The following is a 12,343-nucleotide window of genomic DNA, read 5'->3' on the forward strand; positions in this document are numbered from 1 at the left end:
TCTTATTCGTCTAGATTGTTTCTGATTTTTATTCTGAATTCACCATTTTCTAACACCTTATATTCCGTTTCGTCATTAAACTTATACAACTTGCAACTAAAAGTACCTTCTATAATAAACACACCATCTGATTCTTCTAATACTGACGTTACCGTAAATGATGCGTCTGTATTATCTCCAAAACGCGACGAAAAATAAACGAGGTCATTCTCCTCGTCACCAGGAAAGAAATCTAAAGCCACATTATTAATAACCGAAGGTTGTTCATAGTAGGTATCATAAGTATAGCTATCTAGTTCTAAGAAATTATTAATACCAATCAATTCATTTTCTAAGCTACACTCGCCAACCGGAATTTTAGACAAATACATTTTTGCCTCATCTAACTGGTCTGGATTTTCTTGAAAATCATAAAACACTAATCCGCAAGCATAACGTCCATAGCAATAGCCTGTTCCTGGTTCACCAAAAACGGCAATATCATTAGTTTGGCTACCACCATAATCCATTGACCTATAATTAGGATCAACATAACCTACAACATCATAAAAATTTCTGAATATATTAAGTTCCTCACCATCTAAAGTACCCGTAAAATAGTAACGCTCTATAACCATTGGTTCTTCTGTTTCGGTATCTGAGTCACTGTCAGTTTCACAGGCTGTAAATAATAGTACACTAAAAAGTATAAAGAAAATTGATTTTGTGATGTTTTTGATGTTCATTTTTTTGGGTTGTGATTGATTTTTGTTTATAATTATTTACTTAAAGCTTTCAATATTCTCTCTTCATTTATTACAATATCTCTGAATAAAACATGAGGAAATTCTGAATATTTCGATGTTTTAAATGCCTCATAAATATTTGATAAAGTAGAAGCTGTAATAAGTGATAAATTCATTTCTGTATCCATTTCACAATCTGTAACAAAATCATCACTAAACTCAGGCGCTACAAGCAAAATTTTCACAATACGTAGATTATTCTTAAGTGCTAAATTCTGATAAGATTTTAATTGCCTTGAGACCGTACTAAACTTATTATAGCCTCTTTCCTTACTCGTCTTACATTCAACAATAATTACTTCATTATTACCTAAATTTAAAAGAATATCTATCATATCCTTTTTAGTATTAAGCTGGTTTTTAAATACGTCATCAACATTAAAACCTAAACCTTTAAAAATAACTTTAGTTAATTCCTCGAACTTTATACCAAGTTCGCTTTCTTTTACTATAATCCCATTTTCTTTTAAAAGATTTAAATTTCTGTAAGCAACATTTTCATAATTTTCTAAATACAAATTCTCAACATCTTTATAATGCTCTAGAATGTTTAAAATATCATCTCCACGTTGTTTTATTCCATTGTCTTTAATGAATTTCGCTAAATCTGGCTTATCAATTAAATCTAAAATATCTCTGGGTTTAATATTATAATCTAGCAAAAAATCTGCTTTTAAAACAAATTCATCTTGCAGTTCGAATTGCACCTTTATTTGTTTGTTTAATTTGGGTAAGGAACTATTTAATTCGGTCAGTAATTTATCAAACCCATCCAACGATATACCTACTTTTTCATCACGCTCTACATTTTCAAAATGTAAAATCAGGCTACCTATTTTGTCATCTAACGTACTTCCTTTCAAGTTTGAAATATTGAGACCTTTTTCACAAAGTTCGTTTAAAGTCTTTTTCTTTTCAGTTAAAGTACTCTCTTGTTTATAAATATCATCTAACAATAGACTTGTAAAAGAAACACCTTCCTTTATGATTTCTTCAATTTTTTGAGCATAAGGAAGTTTTCTATCTATATTATGTTCTCTTCCAATTTGATTAATTATTGGCTCTCTTAACAATTTCAAAGTTCTTCTATAAAATTTAGTTGCAACTTCCTTCTCTCGTACTTTACGCAATATTCTAACCATCTCATCTGCAACATAGATTGTGTTTTCTTTATTAGAGAAAAAGATTACACCAATATTTTTAAGACCTTTTATAACATCTTGGATATCGAGTTTTTTTATTGGTAAAATTGAATAATTTATCAATTTAATCTCTTCTTGGGAAAGTCCTAATTGTCTTGAAAGTGTAAGTATTATTGACAATTCATCTGATGTGATTTTTGCATCTCGATTATTATCAATGTCATTTTTATAAGCTGTTTCTAAGCAAGATTTATATATTCTATAATCACGTTTTCGAACTGCACTTAATTCTGATTTATCATTTTCAAAATCGCTATTTAGTCCCTTAATCCTAACTTTCAATTGTTTAATTTCGGTTTCATACAATCTCGAAAACCAATCTTGTTTCATTATACAATTACCATCACGAATGATGATATCTATTAAAATATCTAACTGTGATGTTATCTCTTGAAATTCACAATGAATATAATCTTGAAATTCTTTTTCCGTCAATGAAAAAATATTCGAAATATTCTGATTATCGACCGATTTCAATCCTTTATCAGATGAACTTAATATCTTCTCAATTTCTTTAGCATTTCTGGGAGATTTCGAAATAATATTATCTATAATTTTTATAAATGAATTTTTTTCTATCGAACCGAGTTTATCTAAAATTTTCTCTAATTTCATATAGTTTGATTTTTTAATACGGTGTATTTATCTTTTTATTCAATCTATTTCAAATGAACATACTAAATCAAAAGCAGTAATTATTTTAATTATAAATGTAAGAAATAATACACAAGCAACCTATACGTAGATCTACGTATATTTCAAATAAAAAAGAAGCTACTACAAAATAGCCTTCGGTAAAATTTTACGGGTCCACGTTTTTATACGTTTGTAGTTATCTACCTCAGCATCTGGGTTATACTCTAAAGTCGTTTCCCATGAGTTTTGAGGTTTAAATTCTATTTCCATACCTTTTAAAACACCTTCTGAGATTTGTGGTGAGTTTACAATTACGACGCATTCGGTATTTAAATTAGCGCTTCTTGGATCTAAATTAAAGGTGCCAACTACAGTTATTTTGTTATCTATCACCATAGATTTGGCGTGCAAACCAAAAATGGGTTTGTCATCTAAGGTGGCTTGCAGTTCGCCTGTCATTATACTAATGCGCTCTTCTGCATCTGGTCTAAACTCAAAAATACGTACGCCTGTTTTTAATAAAGTTTCTCTATTGCTTTGGTAGCTACTAAAGGCTTCTAAATTATCGGTTGAGGCTAAACTGTTAGTAAGGATTCTCACTTTTACACCACGTGCTGTGGCTTCTTTAAATAAACGTTGCGATAAACTGCCTGTTATTAAATATGGTGATTGAATCTCTATAGATGATTTTGCGTTTTTTACTAACTCTATTAATGCTGTAGTAGAAAGTCCGCCTCCTCCTAGTCCGTTTTCGCCATCATTTTTACCTGGTATGTCTGAGATAAATTGCACATCGTCTAACCAAACTAAATTACCAGACGCGTTAATGGTTTTAAAGGTGTTTGGTAAGTTGGCAATACGATCTCTTACTTGTGGCCAAAAATTTTCAGGATTACAAGCATACTCGTGCAAATTATCGAATCTGTTTTCTGCGGTTGCGTTGGTTGGTAAATCGTCTATTATTGTGGTGACATCTTTACTTAAAGCGTTGGTCCAGAATTGCTCAAAAGAGGTATTCATGGTTTGTGATACTTTCCCTAACAACAGAATGTCTCTGTCTCTAAAATTATACTCGTGGTCGTAATCAAAATATTCGTCTGCAATATTACGACCTCCTGTAATGGCTACTTTGCCATCTACAATAAAGGTTTTGTTGTGCATGCGTTGATTGGCAGACCTAAAATCGGTTGTAAATTTTTCAATTTTATTAAACAGGTTTTTCCCAAGGTTAACACCAGGATTGTAGATTTTAACGGTAATGTTTTTATGCGACGCAAAAGTTAAAATATCTTGTATATCTGCATCTACCATAATATCATCGACAAGGATGCGCACTTTTACACCACGATCTGCTGCTCTAATGAGATAATCGCAAGCAATGAGACCTACGTTATCCATTGAAAAAATGAAGTATTGAATGTCTATGGTTTCTTCGGCATACTCGCTAAGCCAAGCTCTGGCTACCATAGAACCACTTCCGTCTTCCAAAACATAAACACCTGTTTGGGTTTCCATTTGTTCTGTAAGCGTTGCGAGTTCTTTGGTTAATGAAGTGCTTTCATCTCTGTGAATGCTGGCACAAAAATCGGTTTCTGGTGTTGTTTTGGGTTGGTTATTACAGGATGCTAGAACTAGTGAAATGAAAAATAAAAACAAGATATTTTGTTTTCCTTTTAGGTATTGAAAGTAACTTTTATTGTTCTGCATTGTTGTTTTGTATTCTATTTTAATTCTCTTAAAAACACCACTAAAGTCCTCTGAAGGGGACAATTTAACCTAAGGGTTTTGAGGACAAATTCTTGTTCTCGATACTAATTTCACTCATTTCAATCGTAAAATTCACTCGAACTGACGAATTCTATAAAGATTGTTCTTTTGTAAATATAACAAAGACTCTAACTAAAAAGTAATAGCTTATAAATTTGACCACACATTTATTAATTGGTACAAACAGGCTTCTGTAAATATAAAAAAAGCACCTACATTTCTGTAAGTGCTTTTTAAAACATATAATTTCAACTAATTAATTCACCTCAGGAAGATGGCTATAGTTTTTGCTATAATTTAACATCTGCTCTGCAAATGCCTTTGGTTGCGTTACTTTGATTGCTGTAATTTCGCCAGCGTCATTAGTTTCTGGTACTAAAACAGGGTTTACAAAACCACTGTAAGGAGGCGAAGGAAACTGCTTGTTACGTTCTAAAACCTCAGCATGTAATGCTTGATCTACTTTTACACCATAACCTTCTACTAAAGCTTCTACAGCTTTAAAATCACCTTCGGATTTAATACGTTGTGTTTCTCTTAATAATTGACCGAAAAGAGCATGTAACTTTTCATAGTCATTAATATTAAAATACGTTTTTCCGTCTCTTGTAACTTTTTCAATAACGTTGTCTGCTTTTCCTTTTTCGAAAACCCAAGCAGAAACCCATTGTCTGTTTCTCATGTGTGCTTCTTCAACATCGTCACCAAGGTTTAAACGAATTAACTGTGTCATTAAACCATTTCTAATGTAACCATCGTAAGCCGCCATTCCAACTTTTTTCCAGTCTTCAACTAAACCTAATTCTTGTAATTTAGAATCGTATAAATAATATAGACCAACTAAATCGGCACGACCTTCTTCTAAAGTAGACGCGTAATTTTTCAACGTTTCTTTAGTTTCACCAACTCCAGGATTTAATTGTCCTGAGGCATGCCCAATTACTTCGTGCAACGCAGTATGCAATTTATCTGCTAATTGTCCGTATTCTTCTTCTAGTTGTAACTCTTCCTCATCGTGTACAAATTCTTTTAAACGACCAGAACCACCAGCATTATTGTAAGCGTGAATGATGTTTCCTAATGATACAGACTTACTTCCTACTGCAGCTCTAATCCAGTTTGCATTTGGTAAATTAACACCAATTGGTGTGCTTGGCGATGCGTCACCAGCTTCACCTGCAACGTTAACGACTTTGTAAGATACACCAACAACATTTTTCTTTTTGTGCTCGTCCATTAATGGTGAATTATCCTCAAACCATTGTGCGTTTCCAGAAACTACAGCCATTTTTTCAGACATATCAAAATCGTTGATTTGTACCACTGTTTCGTAAGAACCTCTGTAACCCATTGGGTCGTTATACACTTCAATAAAACTATTAATGTAGTCAATATTACCTTCTGTAGCTGCTGTCCAAGCCACGTTGTAATCATCCCAAGTTTGTAAATCACCTGTTTTGTAATACTTAATTAACAAGCCTAAAGCATTGCCTTGTGCTTCGTTTTCTGCAACACCTTGCGCTTTTTCTAACCAGCTTACAACTTTATCAATAGCAGAACCGTAAAGTCCTCCAGATTTGTAAACACGCTCTTTTAAAACACCATTCTCTTTAACTAACTGAGAGTTTAAACCATAAGATAAAGGTTTCTTTGGGTCTGGTGATTTTTTAGTTTTGTAAAAATCAGCAACATCTTTATTGGTTACATCTGGACCATAAAAATTCACAGCAGATTCTAATACATTATCTACACCTTTAGCTTGGTTTACCTTTTTAGCATCCTTATCGTTAAAAATAACGTCTAATGCTTCACCTTCTAATTTGGTATTGGTAGCTGCTAATAATTCATTTAAATAGTCTTTTGAAAATTCTGGTACTAACTTAGCGTTAGAATAGTGATGGTGAATACCGTTACTAAACCAAACACGCTTTAGGTAGCTTTCAAAATTTCCCCAATCTTCAGTAGATTTATCACCTTTAAATTCTGTGTAAACATTCTCTAATGCTTTTCTAATTGTAAGGTTATGTCTGTAGTTTTGATCCCACATCATATCTCTACCTGCAAGACCTGCTTGTGTTAAATAATACACTAACTTTTGCTCTTTAAGGCTTAGGTTTTCCCAACCTGGTATTTGGTAACGCAATACTTTGATGTCTGCAAATTCTTCTACATTAAAACTGAATTCTTGCTCAACAGCTTCAACCGTTTCAGCTAAATCTGGTTTTACTTCATTCTTACATGCCACTATGAATAGGGCAAAAAGACAAATTTTAAATAGTGATTTTATATTCATGTTATAGTTTTTAGTTGAAACCAAAGATAACATATATATCACATATCTAAAATGACTATCTTTGATAAACACAAAATAATTCCCGAAGATGAAAGCCATTAAATACGTGCTCTTCTTATTGCTCATCCTAGTTATTGGATTATCAATTTATGTTGCTGTACAACCCAACTCTTTTGAAGTAACACGAACCAAAACCATAAATGCACCACAGTCTGTTATCTACAATAATGTGATAGATTTTAAAAACTGGGAATCTTGGAGTTCTTGGGTTGAAGAAAAACCTGTAACCATAATTACTTTAGGCGAAAAAACAAATGGCATTGGTGGCTCTTACACTTGGAAAGATGAAGATGGTATTGGTAGCATGACAACTATTGACACTAAACCACCAAAAAACATTTCTCAAGAAATGCAATTTGGTGAATTTCCGAAATCTGATATTGAATGGAATTTTGAACCGAATGCAGATGGCTCAACAGAAGTGACTTGGACAATTACTGGAAAAAATCTACCCTTTAAATTTAAAATGTTCTCAGCATTTATGGGTGGCATGGAAAAGCAAATTGGTCCTCATTTTGAAAGAGGCTTAGTTTTATTAGATAGCGTTGTACAAGCCGAAATGAAAGTTTACAGCATAAAAGTTGAAGATATTACACAACACAGTGGTGGCTATTATTTGTACAACACCATGTCTTGTAAATTCAGTGACTTTGAAAAAAACATGAAAACAATGTTGCCTAAAGTTGGTGCTTATGCTATGACACATAATGTAACAATGGCTGGACCTCCTTTTATTTTATACCATAAATGGGACGAAGAAAATAATGCTGTAATGTTTTCTACTTGTGTGCCAACAAACTCTAAAGTAACTACAGACGAAGCCGATATTTTAACAGGAAAATTAGAATCTTTTAGAGCTGTAAAAACCGTTTTAAAAGGCAACTATTCTAACCTTAAAGAAGCTTGGGAAACGACCATGGCATATATTGCAGATAATAATTTAGAAATGGTTGCTGGTGGATCTATGCTCGAAACATATTTAACGGATCCAATGTCTGAGTTAAATCCGGCAAAATGGGTTACTGAGATTTATGTAGAAGTTAAGTAGAAAAGTCGCAAATAAAAAAAGCTTGAAATTTGAAGTTAAATGAAAATTTCTCGCAAAGGTGCTGAAGCGCAAAGAGAAACAAGCCAAAGGCTAAGAGCTAAAAATTAAAAGAATAAATTTGAAACAAATAATACTTGTATTTCTAGGTGGAGGATTTGGTAGTGCCTTACGTTTTATTATAGGAAAATGGCTCAATAACTCTGAAACCGGAATTCCTTATGGTACATTTGCGGCTAATATAGTTGGAAGTTTACTTATTGGCATTATCCTAGGCCTTGCTGCAAAAAACGAAACGTTATCTCAAAGTCAGACTTTACTTTTAGCCACAGGTTTTTGTGGTGGTTTCACTACGTTTTCAACCTTTGCTTATGAGAATCACGTTTTTTTAAAATCAGGTGATTTTATGAGCTTTGCCATTTACACCATAGCGAGTTTTGTAGTTGGCTTTTTAGCTGTGTTTTTGGGAATATATTTAACTAAATAGCTTTTAGAGAAACTACAATTGACTAAACAATCCTTGTATCTCTTATTCTATTAAAACCTAATTGATTTCCTTTTCGTGTCTCTGAAACAATTAAGCTAATATCTTAATGTTTAGCAAAGACCTTTACACCAGCTTCTATATCTGCATCAATATAATTTTCGCCAGGTACAATTGGGCAAGAATACTTTTCATTATAAGCACAGTATGGATTATAAGCTGTATTAAAATCAATTTCTATAGTATCACCTTCTGGGATTGTTAAATCAATATAGCGTCCGGCTCCATAACTTGTTGTACCATTTGTATTATCTAAAAAAGGAAGAAATAAGTGATCTTCAAATCCTTCTTTTACCATTAAGTCTTTTCCTTGGTATACATTAAGCTGAAACGGTTTTCCATTTATTTCAAATGTTAAAACACCATAAACACGTTCTAGAGCTAATCTATCTGTAGTGGTTTTCATTTCAAACCAATCTGTATCTGGTGTTCTTTTTAAAGTTGCCGTGACCACTAAAGTAGAATCGAATTTAAAGAAATCTAAACCCTCAAACGTCTTTCTATCTTTATCTTTTAAAGGGGACTTTGTAGCATCTTTAAAGTCAGCATTCATTTCTTTCTGCCAAGCTGTTTCGCCTTTTATTTCTTTCATTTCTTGAGCACAACTAAATGAAACAACCATTAAAAAAAGTAAAACAAAATTCTTCATTGCAAAATATTTTAGGCTTCAAAAATACGATATATAGAAATTTATTGTAGCTTTGAGTCAAGTAATTAAAGAAAAATAATGTTTCAAGTCATTAGATATACAAAGCAAACCAAAACGAATTCTTCGGAAAACATTCGGATGCATTATCTATTGTAGCTATACACATATACTATTTAACAATATTTAAAAGTCCGACGATAACGTCGGACTTTTTATTTTTATACCAACCACCAAAATGAAAACATTATTTAAAAATTACATCGACACCTTTAAAGGGCTTTCTACAGAAGTATGGTGGCTCGCTCTAATTACGTTTGTAAATAGAGCTGGCACAATGGTTATACCCTTTTTAACCTTATACCTTAAAGAAGATTTAAAATTTAGTCTAACAGAAGTAAGTTTAATTATGGCTGCTTTTGGTTTAGGCTCAGTTGCTGGATCTTGGATAGGAGGAAAACTAACGGATAAAATAGGTTATTACAAAGTTATGGTAAGAAGTCTCCTAAGTACTGGTTTTCTATTTATAGTATTACAATATCTAAATACATTTTATAGCCTTTGCATTGGTATATTTTTAGTGATGACAGTTGCAGATACCTTTAGACCTGCAATGTTTGTTGCCATGAGTGTTTACAGCAAACCAGAAAATAAAACAAGATCTGTAACTTTAATAAGACTGGCTATAAATTTAGGTTTTTCAGCTGGCCCAGCTGTTGGTGGACTAATCATAACATTTCTAGGTTATAGCGGCTTATTTTGGGTTGATGGCATTACATGCATTCTCGCAACCATATTATTAATGATGGTTTTAAACCCAAGAGTCGCTAAACCAATTGACAATCTAGAGATAGAAAACCCTGTTTCTATTTATAAGGATAAACCTTTTTGGATTTTCTTTATAGCAATGATCATATTCGGAATCATATTTATGCAATATTTCTCCACAATGCCTTTATACTATAAAGAAGTACATGGCTTAACTGAGCTTCAAATTGGAATACTCTTAGGACTTAATGGCTTTTTTATATTCTTACTAGAAATGCCATTAATAAAATGGTTAGAAGATTCAAAATATTCAAAAATTGGTCTCACACTTCTAGGCCTTTTATTAACAACAATAAGTTTTTATTTACTTAATATAACGTCATGGATTGGCATACTTATTATAGGTATGTTGTTTGTAACGGTTGGTGAAATGATAGGATTCCCTTTTTCTAATGCTTTTGCTATGGACAGAGCAAAAAAAGGTAAATCTGGAGAATATTTATCGATGTATGTTATGGCTTTCGCTATAGCCAATGTTTTTGGACATAGTGGAGGATTAAAATTAGTAGCAACTGTTGGATATGCCAACACATGGTATATTATGGCAGGACTAGGTCTTGTAGGCATCTTACTTTTATTGTATTTAAAGCGCGTTTTAATCTCTAAAAATGAATTAACATGAATTTAAACCAGGTCACCATATCATCATTAAACGTTGAGATTGCAACCGCATTTTATAAAACTTTAGGCTTGCTACTTATTGTAGATGCTTTACCTAGATATGTTCGGTTTGAATGTCCTGATGGTGATGCTACATTTTCGATTCATAAGGTTGAAAAATTACCCACTATTAAAAGCACCACTTTATATTTTGAAGTAGAAAATCTTTCTAAAACGGTTTCAGAACTTCAACAAAAAGGTGTTATTTTTAATTCTGAAATTTTAGAGGAATCTTGGCTTTGGCATGAAGCACATTTAAACGATCCTGATGGCAACCCAATAATCATTTACCACGCAGGAAAAAATAGAAAAAGTCCGCCTTGGCGCATAAATTAAATTACCAAAATGAACACAACACAAAAAGACGTTATTATTATAGGCGCAGGACCAATTGGGATTGCTTGTGCATTAGAATGTAAAAAGCACAATTGGGATTACACCGTAATTGAAAAAGGAGCGTTAACCAACTCTTTATTTAATTACCCTTTAAACATGACCTTTTTTTCAACCTCTGATAAACTAGAAATTGACGACATTCCCTTTATTAGCAATAATCCTAAGCCTACCAGAAATGAAGCTTTAGAATATTATAGACGTGTCACAACATCTAATAAATTAAATATTAACTTATTTGAAAACGTTCAAACTTTTGAGAAGACAGCTAATGGATTTACTGTCATTTCAGATAAAGCCAAATATGAAACTAAAAAAGTAATCATTGCAACTGGGTTTTATGACATACCTAATTTACTGAATATTCCTGGTGAAGATTTACCAAAAGTGCTTCATTATTACAAGGAAGCACATCCTTACACCTTACAAAATATTGCTATTGTAGGCGCAAGCAACTCGTCTGTAGATGCAGCTTTAGAAATTTACAGAAAAGGTGGCAACGTAACTATGATTGTAAGAAGTGATGCTATTGGAGAACGCGTAAAATATTGGGTAAGACCAGATATTATAAATAGAATTGAAGAAGGCAGTATTAAAGCCTATTTTAATTCTGAAATTACAGAAATTGAACCCGAAGAAATCACTATTAAAACACCAAATGGCAATATTAAACTTCCTAATGATTTTGTAATTGCACTTACAGGATATAGACCAAATTTTAAATTTTTAGCTAAAGCCAGAATTGAACTATCAAAAGATGGAAAGCAAATACCGATTTATAATGCTGATACGATGGAATCTAATGTTAAAGGTATTTATTTAGCTGGTGTAATTTGTGGTGGTTTAGAAACACATAAATGGTTTATAGAAAACTCTAGAATCCATGCTAAAACTATTGCAAATCACATAGAAAAGAGCCTCAGTTAAATTATTTTAATGGCTTAACCTCACTGTATTTAATAACATGAGAAAGTACAATTTGTGTCTTAGTTTCACCAAAAATAATGAGTTGATCAATAAAAGACTGAAGGTGTCTTTGGTTTTTTAAAATGACTTCCATCACTATGTTTTCATTACCCGTAATTCTGTAGCAATTTACCACCTCATCATAAGTTTTTACCTTTTCTAAAAAAGGTTTTAGCATACCCATAAATGCACTTAGTGTAATAAGTGCTTTAAACTGATAACCAACATCTAAAGGCGAAACGAATGTGGTATATCCTTGAATAATTTCAGCATCCTCTAACTTCTTTATACGCTCAGAAACCGCTGGAGATGTGATACCTACACGTCTCCCAATCTCTGCATTAGACATGCGTGCATTCTGTTGAAGACACTTTAAAATTCTCCAATTTAGATCATCGATATTCATTTTAATCTTTTAGGCTATAAAAACATAAATATTAAAGCAAATATACAATTTTGCTTTAATATTTAAAGTTAGCTTTAGTAATTAGTGCTTAATTTCGTGTGTATTCCTATTG

The 12,343-nt window shown here is 32.4% G+C and carries 11 protein-coding genes; 5 read left to right on the forward strand and 6 right to left on the reverse strand.

The features are described 5' to 3' along the window. Positions 1 to 2: 2 nt before the first annotated feature. The 4 genes from Q0807_RS02900 to Q0807_RS02915 form a co-directional block, all read right to left on the reverse strand. Positions 3 to 725: a hypothetical protein gene (locus tag Q0807_RS02900; RefSeq protein ID WP_299106195.1), complete on the reverse strand. Its 723-nt coding sequence runs from the start codon at positions 723 to 725 to the stop codon at positions 3 to 5. Between the two features lie 32 nt (positions 726 to 757). Next, positions 758 to 2,602, reverse strand: a complete 1,845-nt coding sequence (locus tag Q0807_RS02905; protein ID WP_299106198.1) for a hypothetical protein — start codon at positions 2,600 to 2,602, stop codon at positions 758 to 760. A 162-nt stretch (positions 2,603 to 2,764) separates the two neighbouring features. Further along, the gene (locus Q0807_RS02910; protein ID WP_299106200.1) at positions 2,765 to 4,330 is read right to left on the reverse strand and encodes a phospholipase D family protein; all 1,566 of its coding nucleotides are present in this window, start codon (positions 4,328 to 4,330) and stop codon (positions 2,765 to 2,767) included. A 316-nt stretch (positions 4,331 to 4,646) separates the two neighbouring features. Then, positions 4,647 to 6,683, reverse strand: coding sequence for a dihydrofolate reductase (locus tag Q0807_RS02915; protein WP_299106202.1), 2,037 nt, complete (start codon positions 6,681 to 6,683; stop codon positions 4,647 to 4,649). A gap of 88 nt (positions 6,684 to 6,771) precedes the next feature. On the opposite strand from Q0807_RS02915, the gene Q0807_RS02920 reads away from it, so the two are divergent. Further along, a complete protein-coding gene (locus tag Q0807_RS02920; RefSeq protein ID WP_299106204.1) occupies positions 6,772 to 7,791 on the forward strand; it encodes an SRPBCC family protein in 1,020 nt (339 codons plus the stop codon). A 118-nt stretch (positions 7,792 to 7,909) separates the two neighbouring features. Then, on the forward strand, positions 7,910 to 8,275 hold the full coding sequence (crcB, locus tag Q0807_RS02925) for a fluoride efflux transporter CrcB (RefSeq protein WP_299106206.1): 366 nt from the start codon (positions 7,910 to 7,912) through the stop codon (positions 8,273 to 8,275). Positions 8,276 to 8,378: 103 nt separating this feature from the next. Here the strand turns inward: crcB and Q0807_RS02930 are convergent, their stop codons facing one another. Continuing rightward, positions 8,379 to 8,981 carry a DUF1684 domain-containing protein gene (locus tag Q0807_RS02930; RefSeq protein WP_299106208.1) on the reverse strand — a complete coding sequence of 201 codons (603 nt, stop codon included), beginning with the start codon at positions 8,979 to 8,981 and terminating at the stop codon, positions 8,379 to 8,381. A 235-nt stretch (positions 8,982 to 9,216) separates the two neighbouring features. Here Q0807_RS02930 and Q0807_RS02935 point away from each other — a divergent pair, with 235 nt between their 5' ends. From Q0807_RS02935 to Q0807_RS02945, 3 genes are read left to right on the forward strand one after another with little or no spacing between them, the layout of a single operon-like run. After that, positions 9,217 to 10,428 (forward strand): MFS transporter, encoded by a 1,212-nt coding sequence (locus Q0807_RS02935; RefSeq protein ID WP_299106210.1) that lies wholly within the window; start codon positions 9,217 to 9,219, stop codon positions 10,426 to 10,428. Beyond that, positions 10,425 to 10,802: a VOC family protein gene (locus tag Q0807_RS02940; protein ID WP_299106212.1), complete on the forward strand. Its 378-nt coding sequence runs from the start codon at positions 10,425 to 10,427 to the stop codon at positions 10,800 to 10,802. Before Q0807_RS02935 ends, Q0807_RS02940 begins: the two co-directional genes overlap by 4 nt. A 9-nt stretch (positions 10,803 to 10,811) precedes the next feature. Next, positions 10,812 to 11,786 (forward strand): YpdA family putative bacillithiol disulfide reductase, encoded by a 975-nt coding sequence (locus Q0807_RS02945; RefSeq protein WP_299106214.1) that lies wholly within the window; start codon positions 10,812 to 10,814, stop codon positions 11,784 to 11,786. 1 nt (position 11,787) lies between these two features. On the opposite strand, the gene Q0807_RS02950 is transcribed toward Q0807_RS02945, so the two are convergent. Then, a complete protein-coding gene (locus tag Q0807_RS02950) occupies positions 11,788 to 12,231 on the reverse strand; it encodes an Lrp/AsnC family transcriptional regulator (RefSeq protein ID WP_299106215.1) in 444 nt (147 codons plus the stop codon). Positions 12,232 to 12,343: the final 112 nt, after the last annotated feature.

It is taken from the genome of uncultured Winogradskyella sp. (genome assembly GCF_947495255.1).
GTDB lineage: Bacteria > Bacteroidota > Bacteroidia > Flavobacteriales > Flavobacteriaceae > Winogradskyella.

Bases quoted from the DNA above. Each gene is read 5' to 3' on its own strand.
- Q0807_RS02900 (WP_299106195.1), bottom strand. From the start codon at position 725: ATGAACATCAAAAACATCACAAAATCAATTTTCTTTATACTTTTTAGT.
- Q0807_RS02905 (WP_299106198.1), bottom strand. From the start codon at position 2,602: ATGAAATTAGAGAAAATTTTAGATAAACTCGGTTCGATAGAAAAAAAT.
- Q0807_RS02910 (WP_299106200.1), bottom strand. From the start codon at position 4,330: ATGCAGAACAATAAAAGTTACTTTCAATACCTAAAAGGAAAACAAAAT.
- Q0807_RS02915 (WP_299106202.1), bottom strand. From the start codon at position 6,683: ATGAATATAAAATCACTATTTAAAATTTGTCTTTTTGCCCTATTCATA.
- Q0807_RS02920 (WP_299106204.1), top strand. From the start codon at position 6,772: ATGAAAGCCATTAAATACGTGCTCTTCTTATTGCTCATCCTAGTTATT.
- Q0807_RS02930 (WP_299106208.1), bottom strand. From the start codon at position 8,981: ATGAAGAATTTTGTTTTACTTTTTTTAATGGTTGTTTCATTTAGTTGT.
- Q0807_RS02935 (WP_299106210.1), top strand. From the start codon at position 9,217: ATGAAAACATTATTTAAAAATTACATCGACACCTTTAAAGGGCTTTCT.
- Q0807_RS02940 (WP_299106212.1), top strand. From the start codon at position 10,425: ATGAATTTAAACCAGGTCACCATATCATCATTAAACGTTGAGATTGCA.
- Q0807_RS02945 (WP_299106214.1), top strand. From the start codon at position 10,812: ATGAACACAACACAAAAAGACGTTATTATTATAGGCGCAGGACCAATT.
- Q0807_RS02950 (WP_299106215.1), bottom strand. From the start codon at position 12,231: ATGAATATCGATGATCTAAATTGGAGAATTTTAAAGTGTCTTCAACAG.